The 24,909-nt window shown below is 69.6% G+C and carries 22 protein-coding genes; 16 read left to right on the top strand and 6 right to left on the bottom strand.

All coding sequences use genetic code 11. The features are described 5' to 3' along the window. Positions 1 to 254: 254 nt before the first annotated feature. The 6 genes from ABZU53_RS30305 to ABZU53_RS30280 all read left to right on the top strand — a co-directional run bounded on the left by ABZU53_RS30305 (position 255) and on the right by ABZU53_RS30280 (position 7,901). Positions 255 to 614 (top strand): VOC family protein, encoded by a 360-nt coding sequence (locus tag ABZU53_RS30305; RefSeq protein ID WP_354856231.1) that lies wholly within the window; start codon positions 255 to 257, stop codon positions 612 to 614. Between the two features lie 285 nt (positions 615 to 899). Then, entirely contained in the window at positions 900 to 2,720 is a 1,821-nt protein-coding gene (locus tag ABZU53_RS30300; protein ID WP_355068988.1) for an ABC transporter ATP-binding protein, read from the top strand. Positions 2,721 to 2,725: 5 nt separating this feature from the next. Next, positions 2,726 to 4,498: an ABC transporter ATP-binding protein gene (locus ABZU53_RS30295; RefSeq protein WP_355068992.1), complete on the top strand. Its 1,773-nt coding sequence runs from the start codon at positions 2,726 to 2,728 to the stop codon at positions 4,496 to 4,498. 23 nt (positions 4,499 to 4,521) lie between these two features. Next, the gene (locus ABZU53_RS30290) at positions 4,522 to 5,757 is read left to right on the top strand and encodes a glycosyltransferase (RefSeq protein WP_355068986.1); all 1,236 of its coding nucleotides are present in this window, start codon (positions 4,522 to 4,524) and stop codon (positions 5,755 to 5,757) included. A gap of 48 nt (positions 5,758 to 5,805) precedes the next feature. After that, the gene (locus ABZU53_RS30285) at positions 5,806 to 7,083 is read left to right on the top strand and encodes a glycosyltransferase (RefSeq protein ID WP_355068984.1); all 1,278 of its coding nucleotides are present in this window, start codon (positions 5,806 to 5,808) and stop codon (positions 7,081 to 7,083) included. Continuing rightward, a complete protein-coding gene (locus ABZU53_RS30280) occupies positions 7,080 to 7,901 on the top strand; it encodes a PIG-L family deacetylase (protein WP_355068982.1) in 822 nt (273 codons plus the stop codon). The genes ABZU53_RS30285 and ABZU53_RS30280 overlap by 4 nt, the downstream gene beginning before the upstream one ends. Here the strand turns inward: ABZU53_RS30280 and ABZU53_RS30275 are convergent. The 3 genes from ABZU53_RS30275 to ABZU53_RS30265 all read right to left on the bottom strand — a co-directional run bounded on the left by ABZU53_RS30275 (position 7,864) and on the right by ABZU53_RS30265 (position 10,374). After that, positions 7,864 to 9,096 carry a sigma-70 family RNA polymerase sigma factor gene (locus ABZU53_RS30275; protein WP_354856226.1) on the bottom strand — a complete coding sequence of 411 codons (1,233 nt, stop codon included), beginning with the start codon at positions 9,094 to 9,096 and terminating at the stop codon, positions 7,864 to 7,866. The two genes, ABZU53_RS30280 and ABZU53_RS30275, sit on opposite strands and share 38 nt — an antisense overlap. Positions 9,097 to 9,112: 16 nt before the next feature. Further along, a complete protein-coding gene (locus ABZU53_RS30270; protein ID WP_354856225.1) occupies positions 9,113 to 9,469 on the bottom strand; it encodes a YciI family protein in 357 nt (118 codons plus the stop codon). A 146-nt stretch (positions 9,470 to 9,615) separates the two neighbouring features. Further along, a complete protein-coding gene (locus tag ABZU53_RS30265; protein ID WP_355068980.1) occupies positions 9,616 to 10,374 on the bottom strand; it encodes an LLM class F420-dependent oxidoreductase in 759 nt (252 codons plus the stop codon). 235 nt (positions 10,375 to 10,609) lie between these two features. On the opposite strand from ABZU53_RS30265, the gene ABZU53_RS30260 reads away from it, so the two are divergent. Next, positions 10,610 to 11,848 (top strand): cytochrome P450, encoded by a 1,239-nt coding sequence (locus ABZU53_RS30260; protein ID WP_354856223.1) that lies wholly within the window; start codon positions 10,610 to 10,612, stop codon positions 11,846 to 11,848. A 91-nt stretch (positions 11,849 to 11,939) separates the two neighbouring features. Here ABZU53_RS30260 and ABZU53_RS30255 read toward each other — a convergent pair whose 3' ends face one another. Beyond that, positions 11,940 to 12,680 (bottom strand): SDR family oxidoreductase, encoded by a 741-nt coding sequence (locus ABZU53_RS30255; RefSeq protein ID WP_355068979.1) that lies wholly within the window; start codon positions 12,678 to 12,680, stop codon positions 11,940 to 11,942. 248 nt (positions 12,681 to 12,928) lie between these two features. Between ABZU53_RS30255 and ABZU53_RS30250 the strand changes: the two genes are divergently transcribed. Together ABZU53_RS30250 and ABZU53_RS30245 are read left to right on the top strand one after the other, a co-directional pair. Further along, positions 12,929 to 14,110: an acyl-CoA dehydrogenase gene (locus tag ABZU53_RS30250; RefSeq protein ID WP_355068977.1), complete on the top strand. Its 1,182-nt coding sequence runs from the start codon at positions 12,929 to 12,931 to the stop codon at positions 14,108 to 14,110. Positions 14,111 to 14,358: 248 nt separating this feature from the next. Beyond that, complete coding sequence (locus ABZU53_RS30245) at positions 14,359 to 14,781, top strand: SgcJ/EcaC family oxidoreductase (protein ID WP_354856220.1); 423 nt, start codon at positions 14,359 to 14,361, stop codon at positions 14,779 to 14,781. Between the two features lie 149 nt (positions 14,782 to 14,930). Here ABZU53_RS30245 and ABZU53_RS30240 read toward each other — a convergent pair whose 3' ends face one another. Further along, a complete protein-coding gene (locus tag ABZU53_RS30240) occupies positions 14,931 to 15,596 on the bottom strand; it encodes a MerR family transcriptional regulator (protein WP_354856219.1) in 666 nt (221 codons plus the stop codon). Between the two features lie 888 nt (positions 15,597 to 16,484). Between ABZU53_RS30240 and ABZU53_RS30235 the strand changes: the two genes are divergently transcribed. The 4 genes from ABZU53_RS30235 (at position 16,485) to ABZU53_RS30220 (ending at position 19,770) form a co-directional block, all read left to right on the top strand. Next, entirely contained in the window at positions 16,485 to 17,324 is an 840-nt protein-coding gene (locus ABZU53_RS30235) for a helix-turn-helix transcriptional regulator (RefSeq protein ID WP_355068990.1), read from the top strand. Positions 17,325 to 17,451: 127 nt separating this feature from the next. Further along, positions 17,452 to 18,567 carry a carboxymuconolactone decarboxylase family protein gene (locus ABZU53_RS30230; RefSeq protein ID WP_354856218.1) on the top strand — a complete coding sequence of 372 codons (1,116 nt, stop codon included), beginning with the start codon at positions 17,452 to 17,454 and terminating at the stop codon, positions 18,565 to 18,567. 109 nt (positions 18,568 to 18,676) lie between these two features. Then, positions 18,677 to 19,234 carry a hypothetical protein gene (locus ABZU53_RS30225; RefSeq protein WP_354856217.1) on the top strand — a complete coding sequence of 186 codons (558 nt, stop codon included), beginning with the start codon at positions 18,677 to 18,679 and terminating at the stop codon, positions 19,232 to 19,234. 2 nt (positions 19,235 to 19,236) lie between these two features. After that, positions 19,237 to 19,770, top strand: a complete 534-nt coding sequence (locus ABZU53_RS30220) for a copper resistance CopC family protein (protein ID WP_355068975.1) — start codon at positions 19,237 to 19,239, stop codon at positions 19,768 to 19,770. A 68-nt stretch (positions 19,771 to 19,838) separates the two neighbouring features. Here the strand turns inward: ABZU53_RS30220 and ABZU53_RS30215 are convergent, their stop codons facing one another. Beyond that, on the bottom strand, positions 19,839 to 20,999 hold the full coding sequence (locus tag ABZU53_RS30215) for an epoxide hydrolase family protein (protein WP_355068974.1): 1,161 nt from the start codon (positions 20,997 to 20,999) through the stop codon (positions 19,839 to 19,841). Between the two features lie 218 nt (positions 21,000 to 21,217). Between ABZU53_RS30215 and ABZU53_RS30210 the strand changes: the two genes are divergently transcribed. The 3 genes from ABZU53_RS30210 to ABZU53_RS30200 are packed head-to-tail and all read left to right on the top strand — an operon-like array spanning position 21,218 to position 24,853. Continuing rightward, entirely contained in the window at positions 21,218 to 22,543 is a 1,326-nt protein-coding gene (locus tag ABZU53_RS30210) for an FAD-binding monooxygenase (RefSeq protein ID WP_355068972.1), read from the top strand. Between the two features lie 33 nt (positions 22,544 to 22,576). Next, positions 22,577 to 24,013, top strand: a complete 1,437-nt coding sequence (locus tag ABZU53_RS30205; RefSeq protein ID WP_355068970.1) for an MFS transporter — start codon at positions 22,577 to 22,579, stop codon at positions 24,011 to 24,013. A gap of 39 nt (positions 24,014 to 24,052) precedes the next feature. Next, entirely contained in the window at positions 24,053 to 24,853 is an 801-nt protein-coding gene (locus ABZU53_RS30200; protein ID WP_355068968.1) for a TIGR03084 family metal-binding protein, read from the top strand. Positions 24,854 to 24,909: the final 56 nt, after the last annotated feature.

The raw sequence follows: 24,909 nt of genomic DNA, 5'->3' as shown, positions 1-24,909 counted from the left end.
CAAACCTTCACCATCGACCCCTGCAACCTCCAACTCCTCTACCAAGGCCGATCCCCCAACTCCGGCGGCGACTACGGCCTCCTGCCCTACCGCCCCGGCCTACTCACCCTGCAACGCTGACCCTCCACCACCTGACGACGCGGGGCGGGCTCGGCACCACGCCGAACCCGCCCCGCGTCGCGTGCCAGGGCCGCCCGTCCGTGCCAGGGTGGGTCATGCCATTGAATGCACACCACCTGAGAACATCGGTCGCCGTGTCCGACATCGCGAGGGCCGTCGCGTTCTACGAAGGCAAGCTGGGCCTGGTGGCGCTGTGGTCCGCGCCCAGCGCCACCATCGCCGACGGCAGCCGCATCTACGCCTCCGGTGGCGGTCCGGCCCTCAACGTGTACCAGTCGGTCACCGCCGGGAAGACCCAGGCGACGCTGGCGACGTGGTACGTCGACGACATCGACGAGATCGTCGACGAGCTGACCTCGTCCGGCGTCGAGTTCGCCCGCTACGAGCAGATCGAACACGACTCGAAGGGGATCACCGAGCGGGCCGGCGGTGGTCGTATCGCGTGGTTCCAGGACCCGGACGGCAACACCTTCGCCATCGAGGCCGACGTCTGACCGACCGCGGGGCGCCGCCGCGCGGGGATCCGGCCCGCTGAACTCTGCCGGGGCGCAGAGGGCGACGGATCGGAATGCCGCGAGCTCTTCTCCCACATTGCCGCGTTGTTGCCGGGTCGGTGCGATCCGACCATCTTCCGCGAGGGAATTCGGCCCTCGTGTCGATCTCGACCGCTCGACGTTCGTCGGAGCAGTGACAGCACCGGCGGTCGAGTAGGGAGATCGATGACCATGCGCAGCAGCCTGTGGGGACTGATATCCGCGCGTGCGAGCATCCTCCGCCTGATGCCCAGAGCGGGCTTCGGCCTCCTCGGCGCGCTCCTCCTGCTCAACCTGCTCCTCGCCGCGCTGCCCATCGCGTTCGTCATCACGTCCAGCGTGGTGCTCGGCAAGGTGCCGGGGGCGGTGGACGGCGGCCTCGACTCGACGGCGTGGCGGGAGCTGGTGCCGGTCTTCGCGGCGGCGGCCGGCATCTTCGTGTTGCAACAGGTGTTGGCTCCGGCCCAGCTCTCGCTGGGCGAGCTGCTGGCGCGGCGGATCGACGGCACCGTGGTGGACGACGTGATGCGGGCGTCCACGCGCAGCACCGGGGTCGGGCCGATGGAGGACCAGTCCGTCCTCGCCGACCTGCGCTACGCCGCCCGCGAGCTGGAACACGGCCTGCAGATGTGGGGGCCGGGCAGCGCCTGCGCCGGCACTCTCGCGCTGATCGCGCGGTACGGCCAACTGGTCGGCTACACGGCCATCATCGGCGTCGTCTATTCCTGGTGGGCGGCCCTGGCGGTGGCCGTGACCGTGCTGTGGTTCCGCAACGTGCAGCGCGGCGGCCTGCGCCGCTACGCCCACGCCCGGTTCAGCCTCATGCCCCAGCAGAACAAGGTGGAGTACGTCCGCAAACTAGCCGTGCAGGCGCCGGCGGGCAAGGAGATCCGGGTCTTCGGGCTGGCGAACTGGATGGACGGCGAGATGCGCTCGTCCTACCGCGCGTGGTTCACACCGCTGTGGGCGGCGCGGCGGCGCGTCTACCTGTGGCCGGGTGTGTGGTCCACCGGGTTCAGCCTGCTCGCCTGTGGGGCGATCTTCGCGACGATCGGCGCCACCGCGATCAACACGCTGACGCTTACCGAGTTCGTCCTGATCATGCAGGCGGCACTGGGCGCCATCCGGCTGTCGGTGTTCTACCCGGAAGCCGACCTGGAGACCGCGATCGGCACCGAGACCCATCGGGCGGTGCGACGGTTCTCCGATCACATCGACCGGTACACCGTGCTGGAGCCGACCGGCTCCGGGAGCCCGGCACCCGAGCCGGTCAGTGAGATCCACTTCGACGACGTGTCGTTCCACTATCCCGGTCAGGACCGGCCGGTGCTCGACGGCCTGGACCTGCGAATCCCGGTCGGCAGCTGCACCGCGATCGTCGGGCTCAACGGCGCGGGCAAGACCACCCTGGTGAAGCTGCTCGCACGGCTCTACGAGCCCGACCGCGGCGCCGTACGCCTCGACGGGGTCGACATCCGCACGTTCGAGCTGTCGCAGTGGCGGGCCCGGCTCGCCGTGATCTTCCAGGACTACCTGCGCTACGAGTTCTCGGCGGCGGACAACGTGGCGTTCGGCGCGGTGGGCTCGGCGGACGATCGGGACGGCGTCCGGGAGGCCGTGGCCGCGATGGGCCTGACCGACGTGCTGAACTCGCTGCCCCGCGGCCTGGACACGCCGCTGGCCGCGCATGTCACCGGCGGCGCCGAGCTGTCGGGCGGCCAGTGGCAGCGGCTGGCGCTGGCGCGGGCCTTGTTCGCGCTGCGCCACGGCGCGTCGGTCGTCGTGCTCGACGAACCGACAGCGAGCCTCGACGTACGCGCCGAGGCGCAGTTCTTCGATCAGTTCGCGGCGCTCACCCAGGGTGCCACCACGCTGCTCATCTCCCATCGTTTCTCGACGGTCCGGCACGCCGACAAGATCGTGGTGCTGCACGACGGCCGGGTCAGCGAGGAGGGCTCACACGACCAGCTGCTGGCTCGCAACGGGCGCTACGCCGAGCTGTTCAGGTTGCAGGCCAACCGCTTCGCCGACAACACCGACTCGGACCGGGACGAGGTGCTGCTGTGAGGGAGATGTTCTCCGGCGTCGGCAAGCTGCTGTCCGCGGCATGGCGGATCGACGCGCGCAAGACCGTGGTCGCCACCTTCCTCATGCTGGCTCTGGCCGCGTCGGCCGCCCTGCTCGCCGTCGCGCTCGGCATGATGACCGACGCGGTCATCGGCGGAGACGCGACCGAGGCCGCCGTGTTGGGCGCGGTGGTGGCCCTGCTCGCCATCCTGGCGCAGTCCTCCGGCCAGTTCGCCATGGTCGCGTACTTCGAGCTGTCCGAACTGATCGAGCTGGACCTGCACCGGGAGTTGCTGGCGGTGTCCAACGGATCTGAGGGGATCGGCCATCACGAGCGCCCCGAACAGGCCGACGAGCTCACCGTCCTGGTCCAGGACAGCGGGCAGTTCCGCAGCAGCATGGAGTCGCTGTTCCAGGCGGCGACGATGGTGCTGGCGGTCGTCCTGGGCGCGGCGATCCTGGCGTGGCAGAGCCCGTTGCTGCTGTTGCTCCCGGTGGCCGCGGCCGTGCCGTTGTTCACCGGTCGGCTGGCGGAGAGCGCCCTGGAGCGGGCCAAGACGGCGGTCGCCGAGCCGACCCGTGTCGCGCTCAACCTCTTCCAGGCCACGACCACCGCCCGCTACGCCGGCGAGCTGCGGGTGTTCGGCGTGGAGAAGGAACTCCGGCAGCGGTACGCGAGCCTGTGGCGAACCGCCACCCGTGGTCTCTACGGCGCGCACCTCAAGGCCATGGCGCTACGCGCGGCGGGTCAGGTCGTCTTCGGCCTCGCGTACGTCGGAGCGGTGTTGCTCGTCGTGCGCAACGCGATAGCCGGGCAGCAGAGCGTCGGCGAGGTGGTCCTGGTCATCGTGCTGGCCACCCAGGTCAACCAGCAGGTGACCGGCGCCGTCACGCAGCTGCAACAACTGCAACGTCTCGCCAACACCTATCTACGGCTGGATCGGTTGCGCGGCGCGGTCGTCGGCGCCGGGTCCCTGGCCGACCAGCCCGTCCCGGACCGGCTGGTCACCGGGATCGCCTTCGAGAACGTGAGCTTCAGCTACCCGAGCGCCGAACGGCCGACGCTGCGCGATGTCAACCTGACGCTTGCCGCCGGCAGCACGGTGGCGATCGTCGGTGAGAACGGCGCCGGCAAGACGACCCTGGTCAAGCTGCTGTGCGGCTTCTACCAGCCCACGGCCGGCCGGATCCTCGTCGACGGTGTCGACCTGCGACGGCTGCCCGTCGAGCGGTGGCGCGAGCGGATGGCCGCCGGCTTCCAGGACTTCGTGCGGTACGAGATCCGGGCGCTCGAGGCGGTCGGTGTCGGTGACGTGGCGCGGGTGTCGGACGAGGCCGCGGTCAACGACGCGTTGGTGAAGGCACACTCCACCGACGTCCTGCGCGCCCTGCCGGACGGGTTGTCCACCCAGCTCGGCACGTCGTACGCCGATGGCGCCGAGTTGTCCGGCGGGCAGTGGCAGAAGCTCGCCCTGGGTCGGGCGCTCATGCGGGACAACCCGATGCTGCTGCTGCTCGACGAACCCACATCGGCCCTCGACCCGCAGGCCGAACACGAGCTGTTCGAGCGCTACGCCGAACACGCGAGGCGCACCAGCGCGCGGACCGGGGCGATCACGGTGTTGATCTCGCATCGCTTCTCCACGGCACGGATGGCAGACAAGATCATCGTGGTCGGCGACGGGCAACTGCTCGAGGTCGGAGACCACGACACCCTGATGCGCGCCGGCGGCTCCTACGCCGAGATGTTCGCCATCCAGGCCAAGGCCTACAGCTGACCGACCACACGAGGGAGAGAGAAATGGGCCATCGGATCCGGGTATCCGTCATCATCGCGACCTACAACTCGGCCGACCTGCTGGCCGACACACTGCGTTACCTCGTCCGGCAGACGATTCCCACCAACGAGTTCGAGGTGATCGTCGGCGATGACGGTTCGACCGATCACACCGCCGAGGTGGTGCGGTCCTTCGCCGGCACCCTCCAGGTCAAGTACGTCTTTCAGGAGGACCGGGGATTCCGTGCCGCCGCCGCGCGCAACGCCGCCGCCCGGCTCGCCGTCGGCTCGCTGCTGATCACTCTCGACACCGGCTCGATGGTCGGCCCGGAGTTCCTCGCCGCGCACCTGGCCGCCCACGAGGGCGGCGAGTCGCGGCGGGCGGTGATCGGCCTCAGCTACGGCTACAACCCCGAGGTGCCGATGGCGGGGGTGGACGAGCTTCTCGCGCAGATGTCCCCGGAGACGGCGGTGGAGCAGTTCCGCGACCTACCCGACTTCCAGGATATCCGCCAGTCCTACTTCGCCGACTGCGAGATGGACCTGAGCCGGCGACTGGTGGCCTGGCAGGCATTCTGGACCTTGAACTCCTCTGTGCGGACCGACGACTTCCGCCGGGTCGGCGGCTTCGAGGAGAAGTTCGAGGGCTGGGGCGGCGAGGACATGGAGTTGGCGCTTCGGCTGCAACGGGCCGGTCTGACGATCGAGATCGCGCCCGACGCCTGGGTCGTGGTGGCGCCGCACGACCGCGATCACAAGGCGAACTACGACGCGCTCTTCGCGAACATGCGGATGTTCCTGAGCAAGTTCCCGGAGCCCGTGGTCGAGATGGGCTTGGGCGTGATGCTCGACAAGGGGGAGTTCTGGGCCTGGGAGCAGACGTACCGGGAGCTTCTGGACTGGCGGCAGCAGACCGGCGGCCTGAGCGTCTCCGACGAGATCGCCAGGGCCCTGACGGACGTGCCGGCCGACGAGTCGGTCGCCATCATCGGGTGCGGCGCCGAGCTGCCCGCGACGGTGACCAGCGCGATCCTCGTCGACTTCGACGACGAGCTCCTCGACCGTGCCGTGCGTTCGGGGGACCACAGCGGCTACCACGCCGTCGGGCTGCACACGCTGCTGGCCGACGACAGCGTCGACACGGTCGTCATCACCTCCCGGATGGCCGGCCTCTGGGGCACCTGGGGTGCGGAGATCCTGGCCGAGGCCGACCGGATCGGCCGGCGCACCATCTCGTACGCCGGCCCGGCAACCTCGTGAACCCGTAGGCCAGTTCGAAGAGCTGGACCGACCATGCGAAGGAGCACCATGGGCCACCGGCGGCGGGTATCCGTCATCATCGCGACCTACAACTCAGCTGACCTGCTGTCGGAGACCCTTCGGCAGCTCGCCCGGCAGACGATTCCCACCGACGATTTCGAGGTGGTCGTCGGCGATGACGGTTCGACCGATCACACCGCCGACGTCGTGCGGTCCTACGCCGACCTGTTGCACATCACGTACTTCCATCAGGAGGACCGCGGGTTCCGGGTCGCGTCCGCGCGCAACGGCGCGGCCCGGATGGCGGTCGGCGGGCTGCTGGTCATTCTCGACACCGGGTCGATGGTGGGCCCGGAGTTCCTCGCCGCGCACCTGGCCGCCCACGAGGGCGGCGAGTCGCGGCGGGCGGTGGTGGGGCCCAGCTACGGCTACAACCCCGATTCGCCGATGGTGGGGGTGGACGAGCTCCTCGCGCAGCTGTCGCCCGAGTTGGTGGTGGAGCGCTACCGCCACCTACCGGAGTTCCAGGACGTGCGCCAGCCCTACTTCGCCGGCTGCGGCATGGACCTGAGGAAACGGTCGATCCCCTGGAAGGCCTTCTGGACCGGAAACTGTTCGATCCGGATGGACGACTTCCGCCGCGTCGGCGCCTTCGAGGAGCGATTCCAGGGCTGGGGTGGCGAGGACATGGAGCTGGGTTTCCGGCTGCACCGCGCCGGCCTGACGATCGAGCTCGCGGCGGATGCGTGGGCGGTTGTCGCGCCGCACGACCGCGACCACAAGGCCAATTTCGACGAGCTGTTCGCCAACATGCGGCTGTTCCTGAGCAAGTTCCCCGAGCCCGCGATCGAGATGGGTCTGGCCGTGATGGTGGAGAAGGGGGAGTTCTGGCAGTGGGAGCCGACGTACCTGGAGCTCCTCGACTGGCAGCAGCGGGCGCGGGGCCTGAGCGTCTCAGCCGAGATAGCCGACGCCCTGGCGGATGTGCCCGACGATGAGGCGGTCACCATCATCGGGTGCGGCGGCGAGCTGCCCGCGTCGGTGACCGGCGCGACCCTCGTCGACTTCGATCACGAACTCCTCGACCGGGCCGTGCGTTCGGGGGACCACAGCGGTTACCACGCTCTCGGGCTGTCCACGCCGCTGAGCGACGACAGTGCCGGCACGGTCGTCATCACCTCGCGGATGGCCGGCGTCTGGGACACCTGGGGAATGCAGATCCTCGCGGAGGCCGGCCGGATCGGCCGCCGGACGATCTCGTACGCCGACCCGGTGCTGCCGACCGCACATTCGCAGCAACCCCACTTCGAAGGGAGAGCCGCATGACAACCCTGGTGGTGTCGCCGCATCTCGATGACGCGGTGCTGTCCTACGGCGGCCACCTCGTCCAGTTGGCCGACGCTGGCGAACACGTCGTCGTCTACACGGTGTTCGCCGGGAGTCCCGCGCCGCCGTACTCGCCGATCGCGACCACCTTCCACGACCAGTGGGCGATCGTCGGTGATCCCGTGGCGGCGCGGCGCGACGAGAACGTCGCGGCCCTCGCCACGCTCGGCGTCGACCCGCCGTATCTGTGCGGCCCGTTCCTCGACGCGATCTACCGCAGGAACGCGCAGGGCGGCTGGGTGATCGACGACGAGAACCCGATGGACCACCATGCCGACGACGAGGACGATCTGGTCGCCGCTGTGGCCGCCGACATCGAGCGGGTGATCGGTGAGTTCTCCGTCGACCGGGTCGTCACGTGCGCGGCGGTCGGCAATCACGTCGACCACCGGCGCACCCGCGACGCCGTCCTCGCCGCGGTGGCCAGGACCGACTCGCCGCTGTCGCTCTGGGACGACTTCCCCTACCTCGCGTGGCCGGGAGTCAACGTCATGCCGGCGCTGCCGGCGGGCGTACGCGTGTCGGAGCCGGTGGCCGTCGCGATCAGTGACAGCCAGTGGGCCCGCAAACTACGCGCGGTCGGCGCCTACGCGAGCCAGATCGCGATGCTGGAGAGCGGTGGCCAGACCATGAGCGAGCAGTACGCCGAGGACTGCGCGAACCGCCGCGACCTCCACGGTGTCGACGGTTTCTACGAGACCGTCCGCGAGGTGCTGGCACTCACAGATTCCGCTGGACTTCGGTCAGGCGCTCATTGAGGAACGCGCGCTCGACGTCGTTGTCGGTGAGGGTCAGCGCCTCCTCGTAGGCCGTCCGGGCCTGCGACCACTGCCCCAGTTGGCGCAGGAAGTCGGCCCGGGCGGCACTGAGGTACCCGTACGTGGCCAGGGCCGGATCGGCGAGCAGGGGATTCAGCGCGTCGAGGCCGGCCCGGGGGCCGTCGCGGAGCCCGATCGCGACGGCCCGGTTGAGATCCACCACGGGCGAGGGCCAGAGCCGGAACAGGGCGTCGTAGAGCGCGACGATCTGGGCCCAGTCGGTGTCCCGCCAGCTCGCCGCCTCGGCGTGCAGGGCGGCTATCGCGGCCTCCAGGGCGTACCGCGTCGGTGGCCGGCGGCGCAGCGCGTCGGTCACCAACGACCGGCCCTCGGCGATGAGCTGCCGGTCCCAGCGGGAGCGATCCTGCTCGGACAGCAGCACCAGGCGCCCGTCCGCGGACATTCGAGTGTCCTGGCGCGAGGCGTTGAGCAGCAGCAGCGCGAGAAGCGCGCTGATCTCGGCGTTGGTCGGCATGAGCAGATGCAGCATGCGGGCCAGGCTGATCGCGCTGTCCACCAGATCCTGGCGAACCAGGTGGGCGCCGAGCGGCGCCGTGTGCCCGGTGGTGAAGATCAGGTGGACGACCTCCAGGACGGCGCTCACCCGCTCCTCGAGCTGGTCCGGGCCCGGCACCCGGTACGGGATGCGGGCCGCGGCGATCTTCTTCTTGGCCCGGGTGATCCGGGCTGCCATCGTCGCCGGCTGCACCAGGAACGCGCGGGCCACCTCGGGTGTGGACAGCCCGCAGACCAGGCGCAGGGTCAGGGCGACCTGCGCCTCCCGGGCCAGGGCGGGGTGCGAGCAGGTGAAGATGAGCCGCAGCCGGTCGTCGACCAGGCCGTCCTCGGGCCCCGGCGTGGTCTCGTCAGCGACGAGCAGCGGCATCTTGCGACGGAACACCGATTCGCGGCGCAGGACGTCGCGGGCCCGGTTGCGCGCGATGGTGGTCAACCAGGCGCCCGGTCGGTCGGGGACACCGGTCTCCGTCCAGGTCTCCAGAGCCTGTGCGAACGCGTCCTGCGTGCACTCCTCGGCGAGGTCGAGGTCCCGGGTCAGGTGGGCCGTGGTGCTGAACACCTGGGCCCAGTCGCGGCGGTGCGCCTGGGCGACCGCCGCGACAACCTCGTCTTTCATCCGTGGGTCGGCCACGTCAGCCGTGGTCGACCACCGGGCGGATCTCCACACCGCTGTGCGAAGCGTGCACCTCGGGAAGCAGCGTCGCCATCGACAGAACCTCGTCCAGGTCGGTCGCCTCGATCAGGTAGTAGCCGCCGAGTGCCTCCTTGGTCTCCAGGAACGGGCCGTCGGTCGTCTGGATCTGACCCACCGAGTCCGAGCGCAGCGTGGTGGCCGTGGGCGCCAGCTCCAGCTGCTGACCGTCGATGATCTGCGTGCCGGCCTTGGCGACGAACGCCTCGTGCGCCGCGTCGTGCGCCTTCCACTGCTCGTCGGTCATCGCGTCCCACTGCTGGGCGTCGCCGTAGATGAGGATCATGTACTTGGCCATCTCTCATGTCCCGTCGTGTGCCGGCCCCCTCGGTGGTGGCCTCTACATTACGACGGGTCGCGCGGGCGGTAGATCGACAGCAACACCGAAAATCTGGGCCTCGCTGGCCCGGTACGTGGCCCGCGGCGACCGGCCGGCTGACGTGTTCAGTCCCTCGCGTGTGCGAGCAGGCGGTCCAGGGGTTCGAGGTCGAACGGGGTGTCCAGGCCGAGGATGACGTGGGTGGCGCCGGCCTTGAGATAGGCGTCGACCTCGTCCACCTCCGCCGTCTCGATCATCGTGGTGCGTTCGATCTCGGCGGGGTCGCGACCCTGCTCGGCGCACCAGCGGTCGAGGACGGCGCTCTTGTGGGCGAAGCGCTCCGCCGAACCGAAGTCGTTCCACATGTCCGCGTACCGGGCCACGATGCGCAGGGTCACCTTCTCACCGCCGCCGCCGATCAGCAGTGGCACCCGTGCTGCCGACGGGACCAGCGCGGCCAGGCGGGACCGTACGGTCCGCACGCCGTCCTCCAGCGCCCGCAGCCGTTCGCCGGCGCGGCCGAACCGGTAGCCGAACTCGGTGTAGTCCCGCTCGAACCAACCGGCGCCCAGGCCCAGGATCAGGCGACCGTCGCTGATCTGGTCGACCGTGCCCGCCATGGCCGCGAGCAGGTTGGGGTTGCGGTAGCTGTTGCACGTCACCAACGAGCCGAACCGGACGCGCCGGGTGTCGGCGGCGAGCGCGGCCAGCGTGGTCCAGCACTCGTAGTTCGCGCCGTCCGGGTCGCCGTAGAGCGGATAGAAGTGGTCCCAGGTCCAGACGGTGTCCACACCGAGCTCGTCCGCCGCACGCCAACCCTCGCGTAGCTGAGCCATCTCGCAGTGCTGCGGCTTGAAGAGCACCCCGACGTTGAATCGAGCCATGACCGTCTCCTCTGGATTTACGCGTTATCGAGTCGAGGATGCCCGCCACGGCCCCGCAAAACCTCTTCACAATTGCTGTTCCGACGTCATGAAGGCACGCGCGGAGTGGATTTCCACGCTCGGCAATCGAGAAGAAATATGGAGCCGGGGAGGTCATTAGGTTCAGCGGCAGATACCGCTCTTCGCACCACCGGATCTTTGCCCGGTGCCGTGCACCGAACCATGGAGGCCCGCGATGGGTAAATGCCCGATCATGCTCGATCCTGAGGGGCGTGACATTCATGCCGAAGCTGCCCGGATCCGCGCCGAGGGCCCGGTCACCCTCGTCGAGGTTCCCGGTGGCTACCACGCCTGGTGCGTCACGTCGTACGACATTGGCAGGAAGCTGCTCGCCGGTGACCAGCTCTCCAAGAACGCGAAGGAGGACTGGCCCCCGTTCGTGCGCGGCGAGGTGCCGCACGACTGGGAGCTCATCACCTGGGTGGCGATGGACAACCTGACCGTTCGTGACGGCGCCGACCACGACCGGCTGCGCAAGCTGGTGTCGCACGCCTTCACGCCGCGCGAGGTCGAGAAGGCCCGACCCCGCGTCGAGTCGATCGTGCAGCGGCTGCTGGACGACATGGAGGCCAGTACGCGGCCGGGCGAGACGGTCGACATCAAGGGGCAGTTCACGTACGCACTGACCGCCACGCTCATCTGCGACCTCTTCGGCGTGCCGGAGGAGGTGCGGGAGGAAGCGCTCAAGGGCACCAAGCAGAACAGCCTGACCAACCACACCGGCGAGATGGCCGCGGCGAACCTCGACCAGTGGCACGACGCCATGTCCAAGCTCGCCGCCCGCCGCCGTCAGGACCCGGGAGACGACCTGACCAGCGTCCTGATCGCCGCGAACGAGGACGGCGAGACGCTCTCCAACGAGGAGCTGATCGGTAGCCTGCACGTCCTGCTCGGCGCGGGATCGGAGACGTTGAGCAACGTGCTGGCCCACTGCATCATCGACCTGAGCACCCACCGCGACCAGCTGGAGCTGATCCGCACCGGGCAGTACACCTGGATGGACGCCTTCGACGAGGCGGTCCGTAAGGACGCCGCCGTCGCCCAGCTGCCCTTCCGCTACGCGAAGGAGGACATCGACGTCGCCGGCGTCCACATCGCCAAGGGCGACCTGGTCCTCATCGCGTACGCCGGGATCGGCCGGGACCCGGCGCTGCACGGCGACACCGCCAACGACTTCGACATCACCCGCCCGGACAAGACGAACCTGTCCTTCGGGCACGGCGAGCACTACTGCCTGGGGCGGCCGCTGGCCACGATGCAGTCGATGGTGGCGCTGCCGGCCCTCTTCGAGCGCTTTCCCGACCTGACCCTGGCCGTGCCGCGCGAGGAACTGCCCCCGCAGGGCTCGTTCATCATGAACGGCTACGACCGCGTGCCGATGTACCTCACCGCCGCGGTCCCCGCGGTCGCCTGAGCCCCGTGCCGACCGTCATGGCGGTGGCCACCACGATGGTGGCCACCGCCATGCGTACGTCCTGGGTTTCCCTGAAACGGTCTGCGCGGGCTCAGGGCAGTCGCGTCAGACCGGCCCCGGACAGCAGGTGCACGGTGCCGGGCGGGGTCGGGTCGCCGCCGAGCCGCAGGAAGGCCGCACCCGCCGCCTCCGGCGTCAGCACCGGGCGCATGGGCTCGACGAACGTCTCGGGCGGGACGCCGGCGCGCTCGGCGTACGCGTCGACCGCCGCCCGGCCGAGGCCGGTTTCCGGAGTGAGCTGCGGCAGCACCGTGTGGAACGTGATGTCCAGCCCGGCACGTGCGGCCTCCTGGGCCGCGTAGTCGGCGAGGAAGCGTACTGTCGCTTTGCCTCCGGCGTAGCCGCCGCTGAGCACGGAGCCCTTCAGCGCGGCGCCGCTGCTGGTCACGATGACCCGGCTGCCGGGCGCCAGGGGCTGCCGCAACACCTGACGCAGCCAGAGGAACGCGATGCGCACGTCGGTGTTCCAGGGGGTGGAGAACGACTCCCAGGTCTGCTCCGTCAGCGGACGCAGCTCGGGTGCGGCGCCGGCCACCAGGGCGAGGACGTCCGGCGGGTTCCGGCGGAGGACGTCGAGGCTGGCCGGGTCGGTGGCGTCCGCGTCGACCAGGCTCAGGTTGCCGTGCGCGTCGGCCAGGGCGGCCAGCGGTGCGGTGTCCCGCGACAGGGCGGTCACCGTCGCGCCAGCCGCCAGGAACGCCTCGGTCACCCCACGGCCGAGGCCACGGCTCGCGCCGACCACGAGCACCTTCCGATCGGACCAGTAACTCATCTCGTCCACCATTCATGATGCCGTCGGTCAATTGGTCACCGTAAAGCTACGATCCTGGTCGAGCCCGATCTTCTTTCAGAATGCGCGGTTCCGCGCGACGCTCTGATGTGTCTTTTCCGGCCGACGCCCAGGGGTTAACGTGACTTCCTGAATTCCCGGCAACGACCTTCAGCGCTTCATGCAGCCGCCCGTTTGCGCCATCCGCTTCCCCGCGGGGGCACGATGGGGCCGTACCAGGAGGAGACCCCGTGCAGACAACCGAGACGTCACACCGAACCGATCTGACGAAGAGGGCGGCCGACATTGTCCCGGTGCTCCGGAAGAATTCGTTGTGGCAGGAGGAGAACCGCCGGCTCGCCGACGAGAGTGTCGAGGCCATGACGGCTGCCGGAATCTTCCGCATGCGTACCGCGGCGCGCTTCGGCGGGTACGAGGTGGACGCCCACACCCTGCTGGACGTCGGCATCGAGCTGGGTCGCGGCGACGGCGCCGCGGCGTTCGACGTCGCCGCCTGGTGGATCACCTCGTGGAACGTCGGCCTGTTCCCGGACGAGGTGCAGGACGAGATCTTCGCGGACCCGGACGCCCGGATCAGTGGGACGCTGGCGCTCAACGGCACCGGAGTCCCCAAGGACGGCGGCATCGTGGTCAACGGTGAGTGGGCGTTCAACAGTGGCGCCGCGCACAGCGGGTGGAAGCTGCTCTCCACCCTGCTCATCCCGTCCGAGGGCGAGCCCGAGCCGGTGATGGCAGTGGTGCCGATGAGCGCGCTGCGCATCGTGGACGACTGGCACGTGTCCGCGCTCTCCGGGACCGGCAGCGTCAGGGCCGTCGCGGAGGATGTCTTCGTGCCCGGCGCCAACGTCATGCGGATCGCCGCGTTCACCGCCGGCGAGTACGCGTCCGAGCGCAACCGGGACCTGCCGATGTTCCAGTCGCCACTGGTCGCGGCGGTGGCGGCGTCGACCTCCGGCAAGATGATCGGCATGGCGCGTGCTGCCGAGGAGCAGTTCTATGCCCGGATCAACGAACGGCCCATCTCCAACACCAACTACGAGCGCCAGGCGGACGCGCCGATCACGCACCTGCAGGCGGCCGACGCCGCCCTCAAGATCGACGAGGCCGAGGGGCACGCGCGCAGGCTCGCCACGTTGGTGGACGAGCGCGGTCTGACGCGGGAGCCGTGGACGGTCCGCGACCGCGCGTACGCCAGGGCCGTGGCGGGTCGTGTGCCGCAGCTGACCGCCGAGGCGGTCGACATCCTGGCCGGCGCGTGTGGCGCATCGTCGATCTACACGCGGGAGCCGATCCAGCGGATCCGGCGCGACGTCCGCGCGGTCACCCTGCACGCTCTGCATCTGCCGACGACCACGATGGAGCTCTACGGCCGGGTGCTGTGCGGCCTGGAGCCCAACACGTTCTTCATCTGATCGGTCCACCAGCTCGCGGATGTCCACCGATACGTCGGTGGGCATCCGCGCGCGCGTACACGGATGCGTCCGGCGACCCGCTCCGAGCCGGCACCGAATTCCATCGCCGGCGGGACCAGGCGGCCGGCACTTCTCGGACGTTGCGCCCTGCCGACCCGGCGCACGCTGGAAGACGCCAGGACGGCGCGGCTCCGGCCACGATGGTCATCAGTTGCCATCGATGGACGGCCGACGGAAGTGGGTAGCAGATGACCACCAACACACAAGCTCCGGTCCTGGACGGATCGGACCAGGCGGCGATCGGCGCCGTGTCGGCCCGGATGGTGAAGGCCTGGGCGGCCCATGACGCCGACGCCTTCGCCGACCTGTTCGCCGAGGACGGCACGCTCATCCTGCCGGGCGTGTACGTGAAGGGCCGCACGGCCATTCGCGACTACATGGCGGATGCCTACCAGGGCGTGTACGCCGGCACGACCGTCACCGGGAAGCCGATCGACGTCAAGCCCCTCGGGCCCGGCGCGGTCGCGTTGTTGACCGTCGGCGGGGTGATCGCGGCCGGGAGCACCGACCTGGCCTCCGCGGACGCCATCCGGGCCTCGTGGATCCTCGTCAAGCGCGACGACGCCTGGGTGCTCTCGGTCTACCAGAACTGCCCGCGTGACCCAGCCTGAGTAGCACGTTCTGAGGGCCGGCCAGCTGGCCGGCCCTCACGCGTCAGCTCCGCCGGCGTCACCGGCACAGTCAGTCCGTCGGCGCCGCCCCGCCGGGCCGACGTCCCTGTCCGGTCGACCCGTGTGCCTCGGCGCATCGGCTTCGGGTGTCAGGCGCGGTCGCCGTCGTCGGCCGTCCCCTGGTTCGCCGGCACGAGGCCGAATCGGCGGGACAGGTGATGCTGCTGCCCGAGCTGGCGCATCGCCGCGAACGCCTGGTGTAGCAGGACGTTGCGCGCGAGGGCCTCGATGCGCGCGGTGCGGTCGTTCGCGATCCGACCGACCTCGTGCCGGGCGAGCCGGTCCGCTGCCTCCCGGTAGACGTCGAGAAAGTCCGGATCGCAGTCGCAGCCCAGGCGCCGCATCGCGGCGAGCGCGAGGGTGAGGTGTGAGCGGGCGGCGGCGTCCGGGTTGACCTGCCAGCCGGACGACTCGATGATGCGGTTCGCGTCGGCACGGGCGAGATCGAGGCTCTCGTCCTCCTCGGCGGCGGTGTCCTTGCCCGCCATCGACACCTGGTTGAGCACCTCGAACAGCTCGATCGACGACAGGTGCTCGTCCTCGGCGGCGATCAGGAGCCGCCGTACCGACGTGAGGTCGAGTTCACCGATGGAGGTGAATATCTTGATCAGCCGAAGGCGTCGTAGGTGATTCTTATTGTAAAGTGCCTGGTTGCGTCCCGTGGGTTCGCCGGGTGGGAGCAGGCGTTCGCGCAGGTAGAACTTGATCGTCCCGACCGGCACCCCGGACTGCCGACTCAGGTCAGATATTCGCATCGTGGCTCCCGGTGATCAACGTTTCAGGCCCGTGGATCGCGACCGCTCGTGCTAGCTGTGGCTGCGCCGCGGAAATAACGCTGTCGTTGCGGCGTCGCTGCCGGCGGAGGTCGTCGTGGCTGTCCTGGGCTGGTGTGGACCGAGAAGCACGGGTGATCGGCTCCTTCCGGGTGGTGCCGGATGCGCAATCGAGGTGGCTGATGGTTGCGCCGTCCGATAGGAGACTAGGAGACTCGGACATACTTCGGCAACCCTTAATTACCACACAAACACTGTTAGTAACCAGAGCTGGCCTCCCAATCATGCCCGTCAGTGGCCGGTGAACGGATCGGCGTGACCCGCGTTCCGCGAGCCACGCCCGTTGTCGCGGTTGACCGCACAAATAGAACTGTCCACCATGAAAGCCCTGGCTGAGACACGTATCTGAGGCCCCGCCGGCATGCTGATCACGTATCTGGCCGGTGTTACCGGCGGGTATCGTCGCAGGGGCGGCCGATGACGGCAGGAGGCCGGCCCGACCTGCTGGCACGCCGTCCAGAGTCCGTCACCGCCAATCCGCCACGACCCGCTGCGTGCACTCCGAGCAGTGCCAATGGTGATCAATTCCAGTCATGCGCCGACGGATCAAGGCCGCCCGGCCGACCTGGACCGCTTCGGCCACGAGGTGTGCATATATCGGTGATTCACGCTATCCATATCCAGTAGCGCCAATACCCGCTGCTTCTCCACGATTGCGTCGCGCGCTCACCCAGGGTTGATTGCCGACGTGCCGTCCGATAGTGTTGCGATAAGTCGAGAGATCATTCGACGTAATTGACCGCACTGTTCCGGCTTTTATATTCAATTGTCAGGTAGGCGCGCACATATCTGACTGCCACGAGTTGAATGATGCAGCGGAACAGCACCTGGGGGAGTGCCATGAAAGACGTTTCTGAGCAGGCGGTGCTGCGGGCAGTCGCAGCGATGCACGACCGCATGGGTGAACAGTTGACTGTCGACGACATGGCCCGTGCTGCAATGTTCAGCAAATTCCACTTCACTCGCATCTTCCGGCGGGTGACCGGTGTGTCGCCGGCCCGCTTCCTCTCGGCGCTGCGCCTGCAGCGGGCGAAGGACCTGCTCATCACCACATCGATGAACGTCGCGGACATCAGCGTCCGCGTGGGTTACAACAGCGTCGGTACGTTCAGTTGGCGGTTCAGCCGCAGCGTCGGTATGTCGCCCACCGCGTTCCGTCGACACGCCGGCTACACGCAGTCTATCCACCCGCACTTCGAGTGGCGCTCCGGCCGATCGCCGAGCGGCCAGGTGTCGTGCCAGGTCCGTCTCGCCGAAGACGATGACCACCCGCTTATTTTCGTCGGTCTGTTCAGCGGCCGTATCCCGGAAGGACGCCCGGCGCGGTGCGCCGTTCTGCAGCAACCCGGCTGGGTCCACTTCGACGCGGTTCCCCTGGGCTCGTGGTACCTGTTGGCCCAGTCGGTGTCGGCCGATCCGGACGGTGCCGAGCAGCGCGCCGACGTGGCCGATCGTGCCGTGTCGGTGGCGACGTACGGCCCGCTCACGGTCCGCGCCGACTCGAAGGTCACCGCGAACATGGTGCTGCGGCGCAGCAGCGCACTGGATCCGCCGGTGCTGCTCGCCCTGCTCGACGCGCGCAAGTACGCGCTGAGCCAGGCCCAGCACGGCAGTACCGCGGTGCGGGACCGGGTGGGCGCGGCCGCCTGAGGACGTCACCCCGCAGGGCAGGAGGCGGCCGAGTCCGGCCGTGGGTGTGCCGATGCGCGAGGCGTGCGGTCACCGGCGGGCCCGCAAACAGCGGGAGCAATCGGGGAATCTGACGCGGGAGGTTCTGATGGTCGCGAGACGGGTTGCTTCCTCGGTCGCTCAGAAGCACGTCAGGTTCCTGACCGTCGTGCCCGCCGCGACGGCGCGTGGACTCGTCGCGGCGGTGTATCGCCAGGTCGCCGAGGAATTCCAGATCGTGGTGCCGCCGGCGTTGTTGCACTCGCCGTCCGACGATGTCCTGGCCGCCTACTGGACCCTCACCCGGGAGCCGCTGTTGCCGGCCGGAGTGGTGGACCGCGCTGTCAAGGAAGCGGTCGCGGCAACGGTGTCGGTGGCCAACACCTGTCCCTACTGCGCCGATCTGCACGTGGCGGGCCTCTTCGAACTCTCCGACGAGCGCGACGCCGAGGCGATCGCCGCGGACCGGCCTGACGAGATCGCCGACATCCGAATGCGGCGCTTCGTGCAATGGGCCCGCGGCGCACACCGTGCCGACGGGCCGCCCCTGCCGGCCGGAGTGTCCGAAGTGGAGCGAGCGGAGCTGGTCGGGGTCGTGGTGGGCTTCCATTACCTGAGCCGCGTGGTCAACGTCTTCCTTGCCAACTCGCTGCTGCCGCAGGGCCTCGGCCCACGCGCGCGGCGCCGGCTCAATCAGGGGCTCGGCCGGGTGCTCCGGCCCACCCTCCGAGGACAGCACCTCGCCGGCCGAGCCACCCGCCTGCTCGACGCCGCGCCGCCGACCTCGGACGTCAGTTGGGCCTCGGGCAGCCCACGCATCGCGGACGCGATGGCGCGCTCCTACCGCGTCTTCGAGGTCGCCGGCGAGCGCTCGCTCGACCCCGCGGTCCGCAGCCTCGTGGTGACCCGGCTCGACGGGTGGGCCGGGGAGGACGCCGGCCTCAGCACCCGCTGGTGCGAGGAGCTGATCGAGCCGCTGACCGCACCGCAGCGGGCGGCGGCACGTCTCGCGCTGCTCACCGCGTTCGCCTCCTACCGGGTCGGCCCCGAGGTCGTCGAGGATTTCCGCCGCCACCATCCGGCGGACGCCACGCTGGTCGACGTGGCCGCCTGGGCCAGCTTCGCCGCAGCCCGTCGGATCGGGGTCCGGCAGAGCGCACACGAGGAGAAGAACGGCGGACGCCCGCGGCGTGACAATGGCGCTGTCGTGCCTCGCGAGTCGTGAAAGGCGCGTACGAAGAGCCAACGCCGGTGGGAACCAGTGTCGTTTCTCGTTGGCCCCGTGCTGTGGCGATGCGGCGCGTGAATCGAACCCCACGGAATAGGAGAACCGAATGGTTGTCGCACCGGTTCGCACACTCAACCATGCCTATCACCGGGCAGCGCTCGGTGGCTTCCTGGTGATCACGCTCGCGCACTGGGCCGAACACCTGGTCCAGGCTTACCAGATCTGGGTGCTCGGCTGGGCCCGTCCCCAGGCACGCGGTGTGCTCGGGCAGTTCCTCCCGTGGCTGGTGACCTCGGAATGGATGCACTACGGGTACGCGCTGGTCATGTTGGTCGGCCTGTTCCTGCTCCGCCCCGGCTTCGTCGGCCGGGCTCGGACCTGGTGGACGGTCGCCCTGGTGATCCAGTTCTGGCACCACATCGAGCACTTCCTGCTGCTGTTGCAGGCGCAGCTGCACACCAACTTCTTCGGCGCGGCGGTGCCGACCAGCGTCCTGCAACTGATCTACCCGCGGGTCGAACTGCACCTGTTCTACAACTCGGTCGTGTTCCTGCCGATGATCATCGGGATGTATCTGCACCTGCGCCCGAACGATCGGGAACTGGAGCAGACGCGCTGCAACTGCGTGCAGACGCAGCCGCACCCGAGCGTCGTAGCGGCCTGACCGTGTCCCGTCGGACCCGCCTGCTCATCGCCGCCGTGCTGGTCCTGCTGCCACTGGGTTTGCTCGTCGCGGTCACCGACCGCGCGCCGGCGGTACGCCTGATGGGCAGCTCGCCCGCCGACGCGCAGAGCCTGACGACGGCGCCGGGCGAGGCACGACTGAACCTGTCGGCGGCCGCCGACCCCGCGCTGTCGCACCTCTCCGTCGTCGACAGCGCGGGGCGGCGGGTGGACTCCGGTGCCGTGACCGCCGGGCCGGGCGACATCCTGCGGGTGCCCGTCCGGATCGAGGCCAACGGCACATACACGGTCGTCTACCACGTCATCGGCGTCGCTGGCGGACAGACCAGCGGCGTCATCCGCTTCGCCGTCGGCACGCAGGCGTCCGGCGCCACGGCCGCCGACGCCGACGCGGGGCACGAGCACGGCGTCGACGGTCTCAGCGCGGTACTGCTCCTGGTCAATCTCGTCACGGTCGTCGTCCTGGCGATCCTGCTCGTCCGCCGACCAGCGCCACGCCGCGTACCTCCGCGGTAGCGCCCTTGACGAGCCGCACGGTGAAGGGCCCCGGATGCCGAGACATCCGGGGCCCTTCACCGTGCGGTTCAGCTCCGCAGGGCCGCGACGAACGAGCGCAGGTCACCGACCAGCAGGTCCGGCTGCTCCATGGCGGCGAAGTGGCCACCCCGCTCGAACTCGGTCCACTGCACGATGTTCGGGAAGCCACGCTCGGCGAAGCGCCGGACCGGCTGGCCGGGGTCGCGGGGGAAGATCGCCACGCCCAGGGGCACCGGCAGGGGCGGGGGAGGCGGCGGGGGAGTCTTGGCGATGGGCAGCAGCTCGGCGTTGTCGTAGTAGAAGTGGGCCGACGACGCGCCGGCGCCGGTCAGCCAGTACAGCATCACGTTGGTGAGGATCCGGTCGCGGTCGATCGCCTCTTCGGGGGCCTTGGTCGAGTCGCTCCACTCGTGCAGCTTCTCGACGATCCAGGCGAGCTGGCCCACCGGCGAGTCGTTCAGGGCGTACGCCAGCGTCTGCGGCCGGGTGGCCTGGATCTTCATGTACCCGGACTGGTCGTCGACGTAGTTCATTAACAGCCCCAGCCGTCCCCCCTCGACCTCGGTCAGCCCGGCCAGGTCGGCGGGGTCGCCCGAGGGTGGCGTCGGCAGGAAGTTCACGTGCGCGCCGATGACGTGCTCGTGATCGAGGCCCGCCAACACCAGGCTGATCCAGGCGCCGAAGTCGCCGCCCTGGACGACGTACCGCTCGTAGCCCAGCCCGGCCATCAGCTCGGCCCAGGCGGCGGCGACCCGCGGCATGGTCCAGCCCGGACCGCTGGGGGGCCCGGAGAATCCGAAACCGGGAATGGTGGGAATGACCAGGTGGCAGGCGGTCGCGGGGTCGCCACCGTGTGCCCGCGGATCGGTGAGCGGCCCGATGATGTCGGTGAACTCGGCGAAGGAACCGGGCCAGCCGTGCGTGATGATCATGGGCGTGGCGTCCGGCTCGGGGGAGCGCACGTGCAGGAAGTGCACGGTGGTGCCGCCGACCTCGGTGGTGAACTGCGGGAAGGAGTTGAGCCGGGTCTCGGCGGCACGCCAGTCGTAACCGGTTCGCCAGTACTCCACCAATTCGCGCAGGTAGGTCGCCGGCACGCCCCGGCTCCAGTCCTCGGCGGGCGAGTCGGCAGGCCAGCGCGTGTCGGCGAGACGGCGGCGCAGGTCGTCCACGGCGGCTTGCGGAATGTCGATCCGGAACGGTTTCATGCGGCAATCCTCACTCGATGAGGGAACGGAACGCCATTCCTCGCGACAAGAGACATCGCGGCGGCGTCCGCGGACCATGTTAGCGATGCGAAGGTGGGCCGGAAAGGCTTCCGGAATCCCTTTCCGGACAGAGCATTCTGGAAGAAGTAATGGCGCTTCCGGTCGATACCATAACTGGCAACAATTGATTCTTGTCCCAATCCAGGAGGCTGACGGTAATGGGCGTTCCGCTGATTGCGCATGCGGTGGTCCTCGGCGGCAGCGTCGCCGGATCACTGGCGGCCCGGGTGTTGTCCCCGGCCTGCGAGAGGGTCACCGTCGTCGACCGCGACGACCTCTTCGGGCCGGTGGAGCCCCGCCAGGCGGTGCCACAGGGCCACCACATCCACGCTCTGCTCGCCCGCGGCCAGCAGATCCTGGAGGAGCTGTTCCCGGGTTTCACCGACGAGCTGGTGGCCGGCGGGGTGCCGATCGGCGACTTCGGCACCAGCCTCAGCTGGTACTTCAACGGCCAGATGATCCGTAAGGCCGAGACCGGGCTGGTCTGCGTCGCGAGTGGTCGGCCGCTGCTCGAGTCGCGCGTACGGGCCCGGGTTCGGGCCCTCGCCAACGTCACCTACCGAGAGCGCACCGACATCGTGGGTCTGGTCGCGTCGCCGGACCGGCAGCGGATAGCCGGCGTCCGCGTGCAGGGACGGGCGCCGGGCGCACCCGAGGAGGTCCTCGACGCCGATCTGGTCGTCGACACCACCGGACGCGGCTCGCGGACGCCGCTCTGGCTGGAGGAGCTGGGCTACCAGCGGGTCCCGGAGGAACGGGTCAAAATGGACCTGACGTACACCACTATGGACTTTCACGGCCCGCTGTCGTTCGACCCGATCGGCGAGGACATCGCGCTGCTCCCGGTCGCCACCCCGGCGCAGCCGCGCGGCGCGATCTTCGCCCGGATGCCCGACCGGTACGCCGTCTCGCTGACCGGCATCCTGGGCGACCGGCCGCCGACCGACCACGAGGGCTTCCTGGCGTACGTGCAGTCCCTGCCCGTACCGGAGATCTACAAGGCGGTCCGCGACGCCGAGCCGATGGGGCCGGCGGCTTCTTTCCGGTTCCCGGCGAGCATCCGTCGACGCTACGATCGGCTGGCGCGGACGCCGGATGGGCTGATCGTCCTCGGTGACGCCGCGTGCGTCTTCAACCCCGTCTACGGCCAGGGCATGACGGTGGCGGCGATGTCCGCCCGATTGCTTGGTGAACACGTGCTCTCCGGTCCGCCGGCGCCGCGGGCCTTCTTCCGCGACCTGTCCCGGCTCATCGACGCGCCCTGGGACATGTCAGCCGGAGCCGACCTCGGCTTCCCCGGTGTCGTGGGCCGACGGACGGCGAAGGTGCGGATGGGCAATCTGTACATCCCCCGCCTGCAGGCGGCAGCGGCTCACGACGGCGTGCTGACGACTGCCTTCCTGCGCTCCGCGGGCCTCGTCGACCCGCCGCAGGCTCTCATGCGCCCCGCGATCATCTCCCGCGTGCTGCGCTCGCGGCGCTGACCCGCTTCAGCCATCGAGACGAAGGACAGCGACATGGACACAGCTCAGCTCGCCGGCACCGCAGCGCCGCCGGACTCGCGCCGATGGTGGGCGCTCGTCCTGCTGTGCACCGCGAACTTCATGGTCATCCTCGACACGCAGATCGTCATCCTGGCGCTGCCGACGATCGGCGCCGACCTGCGACTGGCGCCCAGCGCGGCCCAGTGGGTGCTCAGCGCCAACCTTGTCACCTTCGGTGGCCTGCTGCTGCTCGGTGGCCGAGCCGCCGACCTGCTCGGGCGTCGCCGGATGTTCTTCGCCGGCACGGTGCTGTTCCTGCTGGTCTCGCTGGCCTCGGGCTTCGCGTGGAACGGCGAGGTGCTGATCGCCGCCCGGGCCGTGCACGGCCTCTCGGCGGCTCTGATGGCGCCGACCGCGCTCTCGATCCTCACCAGCATGTTCCCGGAGGGCCGCGAGCGGCATCTCGCCCTGGCCGGCTGGGCCGGCATCGCCGGTGTCGGCGCGACCGTGGGTCTGCTCATCGGCGGCTGGCTCACCAGCAGCTTCGGCTGGCCCGCCGTCTTCTTCGTCAACGTGCCGGTGGCGCTTCTGATGCTGGCCCTGATCCCGGTCCTGCTGCGCGAGAGCCGGGACCTGAACGCCACGCGCACGTACGACGTCGCGGGCGCCGTGACGAGCACCGCGGCGCTGGTGCTCGTGATCTACGCCCTCGTGACCGCGCCGGCGGAGGGCTGGCTCAGCGTCCAGACCCTGAGCACCGCCGCCGCCGCGATCGTGCTGGCCCTGGTGTTCGTCGCCATCGAGGCCCGGTCCAGCGTGCCCCTGCTGCCGCTGCGGCTGCTGCGCTCGGCGTCTCTGGTCGGCGGCAACCTGGTCATGGTCACCATGATCATGTGTGCCTTCGGGATGTCGCTGGCGATCGCCCAGTACACCCAGGGCCCGCTCGGGGACACCCCGCTGGAATCCGGCATCCGGCAGTCGATCATGCCACTGATGGCGTTGGTCGGTTCGTACGCCGGGCAGTCGTTCATCACGCGGTACGGCTTCCGGCCGGTGGCGGCGATCTGCCTCGTTCTGCTCGGTGCCGGCAGCCTGCTGCTGGCGCAGGCGGTGGCGGCCGGTGGCTCGTCCGTCGGGCTGTTCATCGGGCTGTTCGTCTTCGGCACCGGCCTGGGGCTCGGCACGGTAGCGGCCTCGGCGGCTGCTCTCGCCGGTGTCGCCGAGACCGATCTCGGCCTCGCGTCGGGGATGAACACCGCCTCCCAGCAGATCGGCGGCGGTCTGGGGATCGCCATCGTGTCGACCGTGCTCGTCTCCTTCTCGGCCGACGCCGGGCCCGCGGCGGGCTTCCGCCCCGCGTTCATCACCTGCGCGATCTTCACCGCCCTCGGGCTCGTCATCGCCATCGCCCTGCTGGGCGGACGCCGGCAGGTCGCCCCCGCCGAACTCGCGACCGTCCCCCGGCACTGACCGGGCTGTCCGGACGCCATCGAATTGAGAGGCAGAACAGTGACCGAACACCAGTATCCCAAGGTGATCGCCGACCTGGCCGCCGACGGCGACGACCTCGACCGCCTGGTCAGCGACCTCGACGTGGCCGCGTGGGCGCTGCCGACCCCCGCGCCCGGCTGGACCGTCGCCCACCAGATCGCCCACCTCGCGGCCACCTTCCGCATGGCCGGACTCGCGGCGGCCGACCCCGACCAGTTCGTCGCCATGACGGGACGGCTGGGCGCCGACTTCAACGCCAACGTGACCGCGGCACTGTCCGGCTACCTCGCCGAGGAACCCGCCGAGTTGTTGCGGCGCTGGCGTGAGGAGCGGGCGTGGGCCGAGAAGGCGCTGGGCGCCCTGCCGATGAACCAGCTCGTCCCGTGGTTGGTGCGCCCGCTGCCGGCGGCGGTGCTGGCCATGGCCGGGATGATGGAACTCTTCGCCCACGGCCAGGACATCGCCGACGCCCTCGGCGTCCGGCGCACGTTCACCGACCGGATCGGGCAGATCGTGGGATTCGCGGTCCGGACCTGGGACTTCGGTTACCAGGCGCGCGGCCTCGAAACCCCGGACGTCGAGTTCCGCTTCGAGATCACCGCGCCGTCCGGCGCGCTGTGGGAGTTCGGCCCAGCCGAGTCGCCGGAGCGCGTCACCGGGCCCGCTGAGGACTTCTGCCTCCTGGTCACCCGCCGCCGGCACAGCGACGATCTCGCGGTCCGTGCCCAGGGGGACGTCGCCACGCACTGGTTGGAGATCGCCCAGGCCTATCGGGGCCCCGCCGGCCCCGGCCGGGAGCCGGGTCAGTTCGCCAACTGATCGAAGCGTCGTCGCCGGCAGCCGCTTCTGGTAGAACGCGTCACCACGGTTGGTCT

This window comes from Micromonospora sp. NPDC005194 (genome assembly GCF_040608335.1).
GTDB lineage: Bacteria > Actinomycetota > Actinomycetes > Mycobacteriales > Micromonosporaceae > Micromonospora.
The sequence above is the reverse complement of the archived record's forward strand: the minus strand, read 5'-3'. Positions and strand labels throughout refer to the sequence as shown.

Excerpts from the sequence above, each read along its gene's own strand:
- ABZU53_RS30300 (WP_355068988.1), top strand. The coding sequence starts at position 900 with ATGCCCAGAGCGGGCTTCGGCCTCCTCGGCGCGCTCCTCCTGCTCAAC.
- ABZU53_RS30295 (WP_355068992.1), top strand. The coding sequence starts at position 2,726 with ATGTTCTCCGGCGTCGGCAAGCTGCTGTCCGCGGCATGGCGGATCGAC.
- ABZU53_RS30290 (WP_355068986.1), top strand. The coding sequence starts at position 4,522 with ATGGGCCATCGGATCCGGGTATCCGTCATCATCGCGACCTACAACTCG.
- ABZU53_RS30285 (WP_355068984.1), top strand. The coding sequence starts at position 5,806 with ATGGGCCACCGGCGGCGGGTATCCGTCATCATCGCGACCTACAACTCA.
- ABZU53_RS30280 (WP_355068982.1), top strand. The coding sequence starts at position 7,080 with ATGACAACCCTGGTGGTGTCGCCGCATCTCGATGACGCGGTGCTGTCC.
- ABZU53_RS30275 (WP_354856226.1), bottom strand. The coding sequence starts at position 9,096 with ATGAAAGACGAGGTTGTCGCGGCGGTCGCCCAGGCGCACCGCCGCGAC.
- ABZU53_RS30270 (WP_354856225.1), bottom strand. The coding sequence starts at position 9,469 with ATGGCCAAGTACATGATCCTCATCTACGGCGACGCCCAGCAGTGGGAC.
- ABZU53_RS30265 (WP_355068980.1), bottom strand. The coding sequence starts at position 10,374 with ATGGCTCGATTCAACGTCGGGGTGCTCTTCAAGCCGCAGCACTGCGAG.
- ABZU53_RS30260 (WP_354856223.1), top strand. The coding sequence starts at position 10,610 with ATGGGTAAATGCCCGATCATGCTCGATCCTGAGGGGCGTGACATTCAT.
- ABZU53_RS30255 (WP_355068979.1), bottom strand. The coding sequence starts at position 12,680 with ATGAGTTACTGGTCCGATCGGAAGGTGCTCGTGGTCGGCGCGAGCCGT.
- ABZU53_RS30245 (WP_354856220.1), top strand. The coding sequence starts at position 14,359 with ATGACCACCAACACACAAGCTCCGGTCCTGGACGGATCGGACCAGGCG.
- ABZU53_RS30240 (WP_354856219.1), bottom strand. The coding sequence starts at position 15,596 with ATGCGAATATCTGACCTGAGTCGGCAGTCCGGGGTGCCGGTCGGGACG.
- ABZU53_RS30235 (WP_355068990.1), top strand. The coding sequence starts at position 16,485 with ATGCAGCGGAACAGCACCTGGGGGAGTGCCATGAAAGACGTTTCTGAG.
- ABZU53_RS30230 (WP_354856218.1), top strand. The coding sequence starts at position 17,452 with ATGGTCGCGAGACGGGTTGCTTCCTCGGTCGCTCAGAAGCACGTCAGG.
- ABZU53_RS30225 (WP_354856217.1), top strand. The coding sequence starts at position 18,677 with ATGGTTGTCGCACCGGTTCGCACACTCAACCATGCCTATCACCGGGCA.
- ABZU53_RS30215 (WP_355068974.1), bottom strand. The coding sequence starts at position 20,999 with ATGAAACCGTTCCGGATCGACATTCCGCAAGCCGCCGTGGACGACCTG.
- ABZU53_RS30210 (WP_355068972.1), top strand. The coding sequence starts at position 21,218 with ATGGGCGTTCCGCTGATTGCGCATGCGGTGGTCCTCGGCGGCAGCGTC.
- ABZU53_RS30205 (WP_355068970.1), top strand. The coding sequence starts at position 22,577 with ATGGACACAGCTCAGCTCGCCGGCACCGCAGCGCCGCCGGACTCGCGC.